We start from the raw sequence: 14,035 nt of genomic DNA, 5'->3' as shown, positions 1-14,035 counted from the left end.
CTTCCGTTATCTTAGATTTTTCCGATTTCATTGGCTGCTTTATCCATACTTTTATCGTAAGCCTGAATCACCTTCTGATTGGCCTCAAACGATCTGTACGCTTCAGTCATTTCTGTATAGGCGCTTGTCACATCCACGTTTGAAAGCTCAGAGACGCCTTGGTTTAATGAATAGGATACCTGGTTATTTCCAGCTGCGCTTGGCAGATCATTGCCGTCCGCCGTGCTGTACAAATCATTTCCGTCCCGTTTCAGATCGCGGACATTCTCCGCCATTCTGACATCAATCTGGCCGGCTGTCCGCCCGTTCGTTGTCACAGTACCGTTTTCAGACACAGTGAAATTCTCATTATCAACAGTGATTGGCTGGCCATCCGTTGATAAAATAGGATTTCCATTGATCGTCAGCTGATTATTCTCATTTAGTGAAAATGTGCTGCTTTTTGAATAACGGATTCCGTCCGCTGTCTGAACCGGATAAAAAAGGGCCGCGTTTTCATTGGTTTCCGCATGAACCGGCACTTGATTTTCGACCAATGTGATGTCTGTAGGCTGATCTGTGGACTTAAGGCTTCCCTGTGTGAAAAGAGGCTTAAGTTCCTGCATATACACACCAGTATTCACAGAACCGATTTCTGTCTTCGATGTTCCGGCCGGAGATTTTGATTCTATTCTGCTGAGCAGCATTTCAGGAAAGGCGCGCATGGAGCCTTGTTCTGCTTTATATCCTGATGTATTGGCGTTTGCGATATTATTTGAAAGCATTTCCGTTCTGCGCTGCTGGGCAATCATTGCGGATGTTGCTGTATATAATCCTTTTAACAAATTTCCCACCTCTAAAATGGCATATTTTCCAGTTGTCATATAGGAACGTTCGTTCTATAATAAAAATCAGTATTTTATCCTATTATCGTCATTTATCATCCATTCGTGAAGGCTTTTCCATAAAAAAACCTCATTCTTTTTCAGAATGAGGTTTGTGAAATCAGCTTAGTTTGCGTTTAGGAAGCTTGTCCATATTATCAAGCATGACACCTGTGCCGATGGCTACGCAATCCATAGGATTTTCAGCGACGAGGACCGGTACCTTCAGCTCTTCTGCAAGCAGCTGGTCAAGGCCGTTTAAGAGCGCGCCTCCGCCGGTAATGATAACACCGCGGTCAATAATATCAGCGGAAAGTTCAGGCGGTGTTCTTTCAAGCACTTGTTTCGCAGCCTGCACAATAACAGCGACAGATTCACGAAGGGCTTCTTCAACTTCTTTACTGTTTACTGTAATTGTTCTTGGAAGACCGGAAACCATGTCCCGCCCGCGAATGGAAATTTCCTCGTGACGTGCGTCTGGGAAAACCGTTGCGACTTTAACCTTAATATCTTCCGCAGTACGTTCGCCGATCAGCAGCTTGTACTCGCGTTTGATGTAATTTAAGATTTCCATGTCAAACTTGTCCCCAGCCATTTTAATAGAAGAGGAGGTGACAATATCGCCCATTGAAATAACCGCGATATCCGTCGTCCCGCCTCCGATGTCTACAACCATGTTACCGCTTGGCTGGAATATTTCCATACCCGCGCCGATAGCGGCAACTTTAGGTTCTTCTTCAAGGTACACATGTTTACCGCCGCTTTTTTCTGCAGCTTCTTTGATTGCTTTCTGCTCAACGGATGTGATATTCGTCGGGCAGCAAATGAGCATGCGCGGTTTTGAGAACAGGCCTTTTACATTCAGCTTGTTGATAAAATGCTTGAGCATTGCTTCTGTTACTTCAAAATCAGCGATAACTCCGTCTTTCAGCGGGCGAATCGCAACAATATTCCCAGGTGTACGTCCAACCATTCGTCTTGCCTCTTCGCCAACCGCCAGCACTTTGCCGCTGTTTTTATCAAGTGCAACTACGGAAGGTTCATTCAAAACAATTCCTTTACCTTTAACATGGATCAGTACATTTGCAGTACCGAGGTCAATACCAATATCCCTTGCAAACATCTATTTATATCCTCCTTGAAAATCTGTTTCACAGTAAATATCCACATTGTGCCCTAATTATATATATTATCATAAAATATAGAAAAAAAGTTGGAAGCACATTAAGTTCTTTACAAATTTTTGCGGATGTTTTATGAACGATTTCAGGGAAGACACTGCTGGCTGATGACAGCAGGTGATTACGATTGCTGAACAGGTTCTCCTTCGAGAATATCGTCTTTTTTATATTTCAGTTTTGTCGCTTCTCCTCCTCTTAAATGCCTGATGGATTTATGATAATCGAGTATTTCTTTCACTTCGTTTGCCAAGTCAGGATTAATTTCAGGCAGACGCTCTGTTAAATCCTTGTGTACTGTACTTTTGGAAACACCAAATTCCTTCGCAATGACACGAACGGTTTTCTTTGTCTCCACGATGTACTTTCCTATCTTGATTGTTCGCTCTTTGATGTAATCGTGCACACCACTCGACCTCCCTAAAATGGATGTGAGAAGTGTGAAATGAGATCCGTATTCTGTAAAGAGTCGTTCAGTATGCCGCTTCTTCGTTGTATGGTTTTAAAAGTAAGTTTATGAAATATGCCCACGATCCCTCACCTCAAACACTCTCTTTGTTAGGTTTGTAACAGTGTATTAGCATTCTTTTGGGAATATGCTAAAAACTCAATAAGGACAAGGGGTGAAACAAACTTTTTCAGCTTCAGCAAACTATTTCGTGTCACTACATTTTTACCTTTACATCCCTTCTCCGCTCCTGTAGAATTAAAAAAGCGATTAGTTACTTAGGTAAGTTTTTTAGAAGGAGACCAAAATGACCTACGTCAACAGACACCTCATTCATCAAATCAACCAAAGCGCCCGCCTGATTGCCAAGAAAGCCAATGAACAGCTGGAGCCATTCGGCCTTTATTCCTCTCAATGGTCAGTTTTATATTGTTTGCGTACGATCGGACCAATGACTCAAAAAGAGATTTGGTCCTATTTAAATGTGGAAGCGCCGACTGTGACACGGACGATCAAACGCCTGGAAGAAAACGGCTGGGTACAGAGACGGCAAGGTGAAGACAAACGGGAGAAACTTGTTGTCCTCACAAAAGCAGCTGAGAAAAAATACGAAGAAATCAATGTGAAAATGCTGAAATTCGAGGAAGAGCTGCTTGCGGATTTCCCGGATGAAGATAAGGAAGCTTTTTCTCATTTATTTCGCATGTTTTTACAACAATGAAAATAAGGAAGTGACATACATTTGAAAAAAGCGGATGCGATATGGACCAAGGATTTTATTATGGTCCTGCTTGTCAATTTATTTGTGTTTGTGTTCTTTTATACATTTTTAACTGTCTTGCCGATTTATACGATTCAAGAGCTTGGCGGCACAGAATCACAGGGCGGGCTTTTAATCAGCCTGTTCCTTCTGTCTGCGATCATTACACGGCCTTTCTCCGGAGCCATTGTTGAGCGTTTCGGGAAGAAAAGAATGGCGATCGTCTCTATGGCGTTATTCGCCCTTTCGTCTTTTCTGTATATGCCGATTCATAACTTTTACCTGCTGCTCGGATTGCGTTTCTTCCAAGGGATTTGGTTCAGCATTTTAACGACTGTTACAGGTGCAATCGCAGCCGACATTATCCCGGCCAAACGCCGCGGTGAAGGGCTTGGATACTTTGCCATGTCTATGAACCTCGCCATGGCAATCGGGCCTTTCCTTGGGCTGAACTTGATGAAGGTCGTAAACTTTTCTGTATTCTTTACAGCCTTTGCGCTGTTTATGGTTGCAGGCTTGCTTGTTTCGTTCTTGATAAAGGTGCCTCAAAACCAAGACAGCGGCACGACTGTATTCCGTTTTTCCTTCGCGGATATGTTCGAAAAAGGCGCACTTAAGATCGCGACGGTCGGTTTATTTATTTCTTTCTGTTATTCAACTGTCACAGCGTATTTGTCTGTATTCGCCAAATCAGTTGATCTTTCGAATGTCAGCGGATATTTCTTTGTTTGCTTCGCGGTGACAATGATGATTGCACGCCCGTTCACAGGGAAATTGTTCGACAAAGTCGGACCGGGCATTGTCATTTATCCATCAATCATGATTTTCTCAGTAGGGCTCTGCATGCTGTCCTTTACACATAGCGGCATGATGCTTCTGCTTTCAGGAGCGGTTATCGGTCTCGGATACGGTTCAATTGTTCCTTGCATGCAAACATTGGCGATCCAGAAATCTCCGGCTCACCGCTCTGGTTTTGCGACGGCAACGTTCTTTACCTTCTTTGACAGCGGAATTGCTGTAGGTTCGTATGTGTTCGGATTGTTTGTAGCGTCCGCCGGCTTCTCTGCCATTTATTTATCAGCGGGGCTGTTCGTTCTGATTGCTCTGCTTCTCTACGCGTGGAGCCAGAAACCTGCTGAGGCTGAAGGGAAAGTGTCTATTGCGGAATAACTCTGAGACTGCCGAAAAATCCGGCAGTCTTTTTTTGCATATAAAAATCGGCGTCCTGCTCCGTTGAATGGAAGAGGACGCCGATGTTTGTATGTTATTCAATGACCGGCCGCGCAGGTGAATCAGGATCTAACGTAAAGTCATAGGACTCTTCATTACGATACATCGGATCGGCATAAATGGATTGCTGATCGTTATTTGTCGCTTTTCGATACGCTGCAAACGAATCGTATTCATTCTTTTTCCACATCCATATACCGTCTTGATCCGTTTCCTTATGGTACACGTTATGATTGACCGTATTGCCTTCATTTGCCGTAAAATCGTTTCCGATAAATAATCTTGAATCGCTGGCCGTCAATATATTCTTTTCGATTGTGTTGTTTTTTGTGTCGTACTGCAGCAGCAGCTGGCCGCCATACAGCCCCTTTGTGTCATTCCGGTACATCATGTTGCGGGCAATCAGAGAATTGCTGGTGCCGCCCCGCTTTTTGTCATACCCTCCGATTGAAATACCGGTATACGCATTGTTGTACACTTTGTTGTCTGTTATCTGAATAGCGGTTGCGTATTTCCCTTTGTGTTCAGACGTTGCTTCAATCCCAATATCATTATGGTAAACTGTGTTTTTCTTAATCTCGATACTGTGCCCCCCATCGACATATATCCCGCCCGCTGAGTAATCATCTCCATAAGCAGGATTTCTGTAAGTTGAGTTTTGATAAACCGTATTGTTTTCTACGACTCCGTTTCGCACGTAATCGTTTTTCGCCGCGGTTCCCTCATACCCGATAAGGTCGATCCCGATGTTGTTATTGTTGCGGACCACATTGCCCGCAACGGTGAAGCCGTCAATATTTCCGTTCAGCACAACCGCTTCACTCGCTCCAAGCGTCAGATTCTCTACAGTATTGTCCTCGATTTGAATGTCTTTCATGCTGCCAGTCCCATAGACTGCGATTCCGTGGGCATTTCCTTCATCCGCTGTTGTCTTAATGTCCCGGACATGATTGTTCTGAATCGCAATATGACCGCTGGAGCCCGATACATAAATCCCCATAGCAGTTGCTTCCTCAGATGAAACAGAAAGATCTTGAATCGTTAAACCGCTGATGGCAATGTCATGTTTATCGTGAATATGAATGAGCGGTGTTTCATATTCTGCGTCCGCAATGGATTCTCCGCTGATCACGACTTTTTCATTTTCATAGTTTCGGAACGTGATCGGTTTTCCATCTGTACCGCTGTGCTTTACCTCAAGGGTTTCATGATACGTGCCTCCCCGAATCATCACGGTTGTGCCGGCGGCAGCCTCCTCGGAAGCATGTGCCAGTGTACGAAACGGCTTGTCTTTTGTTCCTTCATTTTGATCACTGCCATTTGGCGAAACATAGATGCAGTTCCCTTGCTCCTCCCCATTCGCTTTTGTCTTATCAAAAACAAAGGCAAGGATGACGGACGTTAACACACCTGCCAAAAGAATAAAATACCATTTTCTCATATTCGATTCCCATTTCGTTTTAGAATAGATTTCTAAAACCATTATAAATGTTCTATTTATGGAAAACCATTTCAAAAATATGAAAATATACCGTGAGATAGATCTTATTCAGCCCGACGAACCTGCCCAGATTCAAACGTCTCAATCGTCGACGAAGCCGGCGGGTGAACACGCATCAGAACAATATAGAAAAGAAATGAAATCAGCACACCTACAAACCAGGAAATATCGTATAAGCTCTTCAATACAGGAACATACATACCAATCAGTGAGATCAGTGCACCCAAAATCGTGGCTGCAAACGCACGGTAATTGTAGCCTTTAAAATACACATAACGCCCTGTTTCAGAATACAGGTCATCTACCGAGAGCTCCCGTTTGCGAATGATAAAGTAATCAGCCATCATCACGCCAGCCACCGGACCAAGCATGCCGCCTATTAAGCCGAGAAACGCATATACGCTTGTCGCGCTCTCCATCAGCTTCCACGGAACCGTAAATAAAGCGAGCAACGCAGTGATAAAACTGCCGCGTTTGAAATTAATATATTTCGGCAGGGCATTCGCTATATCATAAGCCGGCGATACGATGTTCGCGGCGACGTTTACAGAGATCGTGGCGATGCAGAGCGTAATCACGGACAATACAATAATGTATGGGTTATCAAATCTCGCCAAAATATCGACAACGTCCCAAATCGGCTCACCGAAAGCAACCTGTGAACCGGAGGTCACTGTAATACTGGCAAACGCAAACAGCGCGAAGGTTCCCGGCAAACCGTAAAATTGCCCTTTGATTTGCTCTTTTTGCGTTTCAGCAAATCGTGTGAAATCAGGTATATTTAAGATCAATGTCGCCCAGATGCCGATAATGCCGGTAACCCCGGCAGCAAACGGCCAGAACGTTTCTGAAAACGTATGGAACTTTCCCGGCTGGGAATAGATTGGCCCCAATCCTCCGGCAATATCAACGGCCCACCATACCATGCCGCCAAATACCAGATACACTAAAGGACCAGCCCATACCTCAAAGCGTTTAATCGATTCCATGCCGTGGTGCAATACGAGTAAATGAATGGTCCAAAAGAATACAAATGAAAGCAAACCAGACAAGTGAATGCCGAGAAGGTTCCACCCGCCGCCAATTTCTCCCCAGCCCGGCCACATATTTAAAAGCAAAATGTTCAGCGCCGTGCTTCCAGCAAAGGTCTGAATGCCGAGCCACATGATCGCTGTAAACGCCCTTAGAAGCGCCGGAATATTCGCGCCGTATATTCCGTAAGAAGCCCGGATGATCACCGGAAACGGCAGCCCATATTTTGTCCCCGCATGACCGTTTAAAGCCAAAGCGCCAAACAAGATAAGCGATGCCGTAATAATGATTGCCAGCACCTGCCAAGGCGAGAGGCCGATCGCAATTAATCCGCCCACCGTCGCGTAGGTCGGTATATTATGTATACATCCCATCCAAATGGAGGCAAAGTTCATTGCTTTCCACGTTCGTTTTTCCTGTCCTAAAGGCAACAGATCTTCATTGCTCAGTCTGTTGGATTGATGCTGGCTCTCTTCTAATGTCATAGCCGGCTCCCCTTTCAATATTGTCTGTTTTTCGTTACATGTGCAGTTTTCTGACATTCGATGTCACTTAATATAACTGAAAAGTCAGACAATAACATTGGCTATGATATACAATTTTCCTGTTTCTATTTGAACAGCTTAAACAAGAAAAAGAGACAGCCACAGCGCCTGTCTCTTTTCTCACGATGCAGTTTTCATTCATGGCGCAAATCCCTCAGCTATAAACAGGCTCGCTCCGCTCGCAATGATCATGATGATGCCCATCCTATCAAAATGGGCTGCCGTAAATTTTTTCCAAAAAAGAAGACCAAGGATCACCGAAGACAAAGTCGACTCTAAATAACGGCAGGTTTGAAACAGCCCTGAAGTCGCCCCCGCCATGTTGGAAGGACTTGTTTCCAGCATTGCCGCTTGAAGCGCGACACTTCCAAGTCCGCAGCCTATACCCAAATTCCCAGAATGTCGAGCTGCTGGATAATCGTTTTGATTTCTACCTCTGTTTTCTGATCTTTCGGGGAACATATGCCCAATAAGATGCTTGTGAAATACCCAGAAGGAGCGTTTTTCTCATGATTTTTCTTTTATGTAAAAGTAGCAGGTCGTGCATACGAATAGACCGGCAAGCACTGTCATCATAAAGGGTGTCATCGCTTCATCACCTGCCCGCCGTTTAACGGTTCCTGCCTGAAAATGCCCATGAATTTACTGCGGTCCACCCAAAGCAGGACGAGACACATCACCATTAATATCGTGCTAAGATCCTGCACGCCAATGTCAAAACAATAGTTAATCAAGGCGATGTTCATAATAATCGGCATAAATACAACCGCCCCTAACGCAGCTGTTCGCGGGATCAGCAATAAAACAGCTGCAATGATTTCACCGAAACCTATGAACAGTTCATAAACATGAGAATACCCGAAAAATGTCCACGCAATAGTAAACCCTTTCCCAGCAGCTGCCTCGATTTCAGGCGTTACCTCACCAAACTGGCCGATCACTACTTTCGCCAGGCCGTATACGAAAAAATTAAAGGCTAAAAACAATCGGAACGTCGCTGGAATCGATTTACTTATCGCTCTCCTGAGCCTGCCGCCTTTGTTCATAACGAACCCTCCTCTTAGTGTATTAATCAAGTTAGTACAATTAATACACTATAAAACATTCTAATTATTGTCAATTCCCTTTTCCGCTCATATAGACAGCATCTTTTATAGATACAAAGTCTTATAATCGTAAAAAATGCCATTTCCCATTCTTTACACCCTCGATATCATTCCCTAAAAAATCATGTAAGGAAATCTTACATGAAAATGTTTTATCATTCTTTTTTCTCTATAATGAGGAAATATAATAATTCTTTTATTCTGAAAAATACGGAGGAATGAGACATGCAAATGGGCGATACAGTTTTTATGTTCTTTTGCGCTTTACTCGTGTGGCTGATGACCCCGGGATTAGCGTTATTTTATGGAGGAATGGTAAAAAGCAAAAATGTGCTGAGCACCGCTATGCACAGTTTCTCTTCCATTGCCATCGTTTCCATCGTTTGGGTGCTGTTCGGATATACACTCGCCTTCGCACCAGGCAATTCAATCATTGGCGGACTGGAGTGGGCCGGTCTGAAAGGGGTTGGATTTGACCCGGGAGATTACAGTGATACCATTCCACATTCATTATTTATGATGTTCCAAATGACGTTCGCTGTTCTGACAACAGCCATTATTTCCGGCGCTTTCGCAGAGCGGATGCGATTCGGCGCTTTTCTTTTATTCTCTGTTTTATGGGTTTCCTTAGTTTACACGCCGGTTGCGCACTGGGTATGGGGCGGCGGCTGGATCGGCCAGCTTGGCGCGCTCGATTTCGCCGGCGGCAACGTTGTTCATATTTCCTCCGGTGTGGCAGGCCTTGTTCTCGCTATTGTGCTCGGAAAACGGAAAGAAGGCACAGCGCCTTCTCCGCACAATCTCATTTACACCTTCTTAGGCGGGGCTTTGATTTGGTTCGGCTGGTTCGGTTTTAACGTCGGCAGCGCCCTGACCTTAGATGGCGTGGCCATGTACGCCTTCATCAACACAAACACTGCCGCAGCTGCCGGGATTGCCGGCTGGATTTTAGTAGAATGGATCATTAACAAGAAACCGACGATGCTCGGAGCGGTATCCGGCGCAATCGCCGGGCTTGTGGCGATTACACCGGCAGCTGGATTTGTCACACCATTTGCATCCATTTTGATCGGCATTATTGGCGGAGCGGTTTGTTTCTGGGGCGTTTTCTCGCTCAAAAAGAAATTCGGATACGATGACGCACTTGACGCCTTTGGCCTGCACGGCATCGGCGGCACATGGGGCGGAATCGCAACAGGATTATTCGCGACTACCTCTGTTAACTCGGCGGGTGCGGACGGATTATTCTACGGTGATGCCAGCTTAATCTGGAAACAAATCGTAGCCATCGTTGCCACTTACGTTTTTGTATTTGTAGTCACTTTCGTTATTATTAAAATTGTAGGCCTCTTCCTTCCCCTTCGCGCAACCGAAGAAGAAGAGTCACTTGGGCTTGACTTAACGATGCACGGGGAAAAGGCATATCAAGATTCTATGTGAGGAGTGACGCTATGAGCGGTCAAATGTTCAAGGTGGAAATTGTAACGCGTCCGGCAAATTTCGAAAAGCTGAAGCAGGAACTCGGAAAAATCGGAGTGACCTCTCTGACCTTCTCTAATGTTCACGGCTGCGGTCTTCAAAAAGCACATACGGAGCTCTATCGAGGGGTCAAAATAGAAAGCAATGTATATGAGCGTTTAAAAATTGAGATCGTGGTCAGCAAGGTTCCTGTTGATCAAGTGACTGAGATCGCTAAAAGGGTCCTGAAAACAGGATCACCCGGCGACGGAAAAATATTTGTCTACGAAATCAGCAATACGATCAACATCCGCACCGGCGAGGAAGGACCTGAAGCACTGTAATCGTTGTGAAGAGATTCGGAATTCCGGATCTCTTTTTTTGCACATAGAATCCCCCCAGAAAGACTGTCTCCCCTTCGAATCCTCTTCAAGCATCACGCTTTCCGGCAAACTTTTTTTGATTTGAAACTTTTTACGAGTATAATGAGTCTACTATTAAAAATGCAAAAGGTGATTATTTGAATTACGAACTATTTAAAGCCATCCATGGACTATCTCATCACAATTCGGTTCTCGATTCCATTATGGTCTTCATAACGGAATATGCTATTGTCGCTTACGCCCTTATCCTGCTGGCAATCTGGGTGTTCGGGAACACGCAAAGCAGAAAAAATGTGCTTTACGCAGGCCTTACAGGAATTGCGGGTCTTATCATCAACTATTTGATTTCGCAAGTTCATTTCGAACCGCGCCCATTTGTCGCGCACACAGTGCATACGCTGATTCCGCATGATGCGGATGCATCATTTCCGAGTGACCACACGACAGGCGCGTTAGCGATTTCTATTGCGATGCTTTTCAGAAACCGCAAAATCGGCTGGCCGCTTGTCATTTTCGGGCTTTTGACAGGCTTTTCGAGAATTTGGGTAGGGCATCACTATCCGGCAGATGTATTGGGCAGCCTCGTTGTCTCTATCATTATCGGGTTCCTATTCTTTAGGTTTTCAGATCTGCTTCGCCCATTCGTCGATTTGATTGTAAGAATCTATGAAGCCATCATTAATAAGCTGACGAAAAAACCAACCGATCAAAATTTCTAAACACGATAAAAGCCGGCGTCTGAATCCAAGACAGCCGGCTTTAATATTTTTCATACATCTCATGTTTTCTCCGCTTCGCCAACACATATAAACCACAAAACAATACAATTCCAACAGTATCAATGAGCACATCCCGAATACATCCGTTCCTGCTGAAGAAGAGCTGAAGAACTTCTGTGAAAAACGCAAACGCGAAAGAGCCGGCTGCAGCTGCTTTTATGCTGCCCCGCTGTTTCCACAGCAAATAGGTCATGACAAAGAAGGAAAACGCGTGCCCGATTTTTTGAATAAACGCTTCAGGTACAGCAAGCTCAGCAAAATCCATCACTAAGAATTGAGACAGATCGGGATGCGGCTGAAAATGAAAAGCTACCGTTTGAGATACGACCATACCGCTGAAGCTTTCCGTACAGACAGAAAGGAGAATAAAAAGGGTCCAGCCTCCAAGTAATAGACGGTTCATGACATAACCTCCTTTATAGCGTACATGTCAATGTGTAACGACATAGACGGTGAAACAAAGCAAAAAGTAACAGAAAAAAACGCCCATCACACGGATAGACGTTTTCTTCATTAAGACTGCTCAGTGTCTTCTGTTGTGCTGCTTTCTTTAGAACCAGATTTGTCAGTTGAATCATCCGTTTTTTCACCGGATTTTTCTTCTGTTCCTTTATCAGTTGATCCGTCCTTTTTCTCGGAAGATTGCTGAATGGATTCTTCTGTTTCAGCGGCAGCTTTTTCTTCAGCTGCTGCAGCTTTTTCAATAGAAGAAACCGGCTTGTCCATAAAGTTCAGCGGGTTCATTGCGACTCCGTCTTTACGGATTTCAAAATGCACGTGGTTTCCGCTGTCTTCACTGTAAAGGTTCTTGCCAGACTTTCCAATCACTTGGTTTTGTTTTACCTTGTCACCTTGCTCAACACTTACTTCAGAAAGAGATTGATACACAGTTGATAAGCCGTCTGCATGTTCAACTTCAATCACGTATCCCAGCACTGGATCTTTTTCAGCTTTGACAACCGTACCACTCAGAGAAGCAGAAACATCGAAATCTTTTCCGTCTTTCTCAGCTAAGTCAATTCCTTTGCTTAGGCTGTACGTGTTATTATAGGTAACGAGTGCTGCTTCTTTCTCTTCTTTTGCGGCATCGGTTTCATAGAACTTTTTCACAACAGATACGTTTTCAGAATCAATAACCGGCATAGCGACATTTTCCATTGACTTTCCTACTTCAACTGCATCGTCGTTGTTGTCATATGCGGAGTTTCCGCCGTTATCAGCCAACTGATCCTTTACTTCATCATTTGATACAGATTGATACCAAAGGACAGCTGTTAAAATGACGGCCGCACTGACTAAGTAAATTGCAGGGAACACCCAGCGTTTACGAAAAAACTGCTGAAGTTTTTTGACTTGAGAAGTTTTCTTTTCTTCCTCTCTCATTGTTTCATCACCTCAGCAACATTCTGAACACTTTTCTGAAAATATATACACCTATACAAAAAAACTTTTTTTAAATGTAGTTTGCGCAGGCTGATACGAAAATATGTGATTTTTTTTGAGAGGAGTGCCAAATACGTATGGACATGACATTGCGTCTTGCTGAACATAAAGATCTGGAGGCTGTTGTCGCGATTTATAATTCAACGATTGCTTCGCGAATGGTAACAGCCGATACTGAACCGGTAACACTTGAAGACCGGATGGAGTGGTTTATGCGACATACAGAGTCACGGCCGCTCTATGTTGCCGAAGACGGAAGCGGGAACGTTGCCGCCTGGATCAGCTTTGAAACATTTTACGGAAGGCCCGCCTATAATAAAACAGCGGAGGTCAGCATATACATTGACGAAGCATGCCGCGGCAAAGGCGTCGGATCGTATTTGCTCCAGGAAGCGCTTCGCATTGCGCCGGAACTTGGCATCCGCTCACTTATGGCCTTCATTTTCGGACATAATAAACCAAGCCTGAAGCTGTTTGAAAAGCATGGGTTTGCAGAATGGGGATTGTTCCCCGGCATCGCCGAAATGGACGGCAAAAGATACGATTTAAAAATTCTAGGGAGAGAACTATCATGATTAGTCTGGATAAAGATGAAAACGAGATTGAAAATCATAATGAAGGAAATGATGCCGTTGAACAGGAGCTTGCGGCTGAGGAAAGTGAGAACCGCCAGCTGAGCGCCGCTGCTGTCAAGTCGCTATCAGACATTGCCAAGTGGGGCAAAATGTCAGGCATTTTACTGATCATTATGGGATCGCTGGTCACTCTGTCTGCTTTGATGACAGTGATCGGCGCGATTCCGGGCGTGCTGCTCATTATTTCGGGTGTCTTTCTGATGCGTTCAGCAAAAGCAGCCGCGGAAGCCGAAGGAAATCTTGCCGGCAGCGCTGGTGAAAGCATGCTTGAGAATTACGGAAAGTTTATAAAAATGCAGTTGTTCTACGCTGCATCCAGTATTATTTCGGGCCTGATCGGGATCGTTATGGTCATTTTCATACTGGTGATTATCGGCATTGCCGCTTATGAAAGCACCGATACGTATGAAGATACGGATTCTTATTACTATGAGGATGATCCGGTGTTTGAATAAAAGCATCAAATGAAGAGACAGTACCGGGCATGAGTTCCAGATAAAACGGAACCGTGCCTTTTTTATTTGTCTATTTTTCATCATTTACCTCAATTTGACGGATATGTGCCTATAAAAGCAGGCAGGTGCAAACACCAAGTTCTTATGGAAGCATACAATCTAATAAAACGACTTGGTAGAAAACAACTTTCAAAAGTGGCACCTGCCACATCACAGCAG

At 44.5% G+C, this 14,035-nt stretch carries 16 protein-coding genes and 1 pseudogene; 7 read left to right on the top strand and 10 right to left on the bottom strand.

Going from position 1 to position 14,035, the window contains the following annotated elements; translation table 11 throughout:
- Positions 1-11 precede the first annotated feature (11 nt).
- The 4 genes from flhO to JMN17_RS09145 form a co-directional block, all read right to left on the bottom strand.
- Positions 12-824: a flagellar hook-basal body complex protein FlhO gene (gene flhO, locus JMN17_RS09160; protein ID WP_087992654.1), complete on the bottom strand. Its 813-nt coding sequence runs from the start codon at positions 822-824 to the stop codon at positions 12-14.
- Between the two features lie 160 nt (positions 825-984).
- Positions 985-1,986, bottom strand: a complete 1,002-nt coding sequence (gene mbl, locus JMN17_RS09155; RefSeq protein ID WP_003221803.1) for a cell shape-determining protein Mbl — start codon at positions 1,984-1,986, stop codon at positions 985-987.
- A gap of 179 nt (positions 1,987-2,165) precedes the next feature.
- The gene (gene spoIIID / locus JMN17_RS09150; RefSeq protein ID WP_019715977.1) at positions 2,166-2,447 is read right to left on the bottom strand and encodes a sporulation transcriptional regulator SpoIIID; all 282 of its coding nucleotides are present in this window, start codon (positions 2,445-2,447) and stop codon (positions 2,166-2,168) included.
- A 14-nt stretch (positions 2,448-2,461) separates the two neighbouring features.
- Complete coding sequence (locus tag JMN17_RS09145; protein WP_087992655.1) at positions 2,462-2,572, bottom strand: protein usd; 111 nt, start codon at positions 2,570-2,572, stop codon at positions 2,462-2,464.
- Between the two features lie 224 nt (positions 2,573-2,796).
- Between JMN17_RS09145 and JMN17_RS09140 the strand changes: the two genes are divergently transcribed.
- Both JMN17_RS09140 and JMN17_RS09135 read left to right on the top strand, forming a co-directional pair.
- Complete coding sequence (locus JMN17_RS09140; RefSeq protein WP_087992656.1) at positions 2,797-3,210, top strand: MarR family winged helix-turn-helix transcriptional regulator; 414 nt, start codon at positions 2,797-2,799, stop codon at positions 3,208-3,210.
- Between the two features lie 21 nt (positions 3,211-3,231).
- Positions 3,232-4,419, top strand: coding sequence for an MFS transporter (locus tag JMN17_RS09135; protein WP_087992657.1), 1,188 nt, complete (start codon positions 3,232-3,234; stop codon positions 4,417-4,419).
- Positions 4,420-4,513: 94 nt separating this feature from the next.
- Here the strand turns inward: JMN17_RS09135 and JMN17_RS09130 are convergent, their stop codons facing one another.
- From JMN17_RS09130 to JMN17_RS09115, 4 genes and pseudogenes are all read right to left on the bottom strand, one after another.
- A complete protein-coding gene (locus JMN17_RS09130; RefSeq protein WP_087992658.1) occupies positions 4,514-5,920 on the bottom strand; it encodes a right-handed parallel beta-helix repeat-containing protein in 1,407 nt (468 codons plus the stop codon).
- Positions 5,921-6,024: 104 nt separating this feature from the next.
- Entirely contained in the window at positions 6,025-7,497 is a 1,473-nt protein-coding gene (gene pucI, locus JMN17_RS09125) for an allantoin permease (RefSeq protein ID WP_087992659.1), read from the bottom strand.
- A 198-nt stretch (positions 7,498-7,695) separates the two neighbouring features.
- A pseudogene (locus JMN17_RS09120) lies at positions 7,696-7,947 on the bottom strand (MFS transporter); the annotation flags it as partial.
- A 194-nt stretch (positions 7,948-8,141) separates the two neighbouring features.
- Entirely contained in the window at positions 8,142-8,603 is a 462-nt protein-coding gene (locus JMN17_RS09115; RefSeq protein ID WP_087992660.1) for a hypothetical protein, read from the bottom strand.
- Positions 8,604-8,888: 285 nt separating this feature from the next.
- Between JMN17_RS09115 and amtB the strand changes: the two genes are divergently transcribed.
- From amtB to JMN17_RS09100, 3 genes are all read left to right on the top strand, one after another.
- A complete protein-coding gene (gene amtB, locus JMN17_RS09110) occupies positions 8,889-10,103 on the top strand; it encodes an ammonium transporter AmtB (protein WP_202327929.1) in 1,215 nt (404 codons plus the stop codon).
- Positions 10,104-10,114: 11 nt separating this feature from the next.
- Positions 10,115-10,465 (top strand): P-II family nitrogen regulator, encoded by a 351-nt coding sequence (locus JMN17_RS09105; protein WP_014665678.1) that lies wholly within the window; start codon positions 10,115-10,117, stop codon positions 10,463-10,465.
- Positions 10,466-10,641: 176 nt separating this feature from the next.
- Complete coding sequence (locus JMN17_RS09100; RefSeq protein WP_087992662.1) at positions 10,642-11,223, top strand: undecaprenyl-diphosphatase; 582 nt, start codon at positions 10,642-10,644, stop codon at positions 11,221-11,223.
- Positions 11,224-11,263: 40 nt separating this feature from the next.
- Here JMN17_RS09100 and JMN17_RS09095 read toward each other — a convergent pair whose 3' ends face one another.
- Both JMN17_RS09095 and spoIIQ read right to left on the bottom strand, forming a co-directional pair.
- The gene (locus JMN17_RS09095; RefSeq protein ID WP_087992663.1) at positions 11,264-11,686 is read right to left on the bottom strand and encodes a VanZ family protein; all 423 of its coding nucleotides are present in this window, start codon (positions 11,684-11,686) and stop codon (positions 11,264-11,266) included.
- Between the two features lie 110 nt (positions 11,687-11,796).
- Positions 11,797-12,666: a stage II sporulation protein spoIIQ gene (gene spoIIQ, locus JMN17_RS09090; RefSeq protein ID WP_087992664.1), complete on the bottom strand. Its 870-nt coding sequence runs from the start codon at positions 12,664-12,666 to the stop codon at positions 11,797-11,799.
- Between the two features lie 143 nt (positions 12,667-12,809).
- Here spoIIQ and JMN17_RS09085 point away from each other — a divergent pair, with 143 nt between their 5' ends.
- On the top strand, positions 12,810-13,301 hold the full coding sequence (locus JMN17_RS09085) for a GNAT family N-acetyltransferase (RefSeq protein WP_202328230.1): 492 nt from the start codon (positions 12,810-12,812) through the stop codon (positions 13,299-13,301).
- Positions 13,298-13,816 (top strand): DUF5362 family protein, encoded by a 519-nt coding sequence (locus JMN17_RS09080; protein WP_202327928.1) that lies wholly within the window; start codon positions 13,298-13,300, stop codon positions 13,814-13,816. The genes JMN17_RS09085 and JMN17_RS09080 overlap by 4 nt, the downstream gene beginning before the upstream one ends.
- Positions 13,817-14,035 lie beyond the last annotated feature (219 nt).

It is taken from the genome of Bacillus sp. RHFS10 (assembly GCF_016757475.1).
In the GTDB taxonomy this organism is placed as follows: Bacteria; Bacillota; Bacilli; order Bacillales; family Bacillaceae; genus Bacillus; species Bacillus subtilis_G.
Note: the sequence above shows the minus strand (reverse complement) of the source record. Positions and strands in the feature narration are given on the sequence as shown.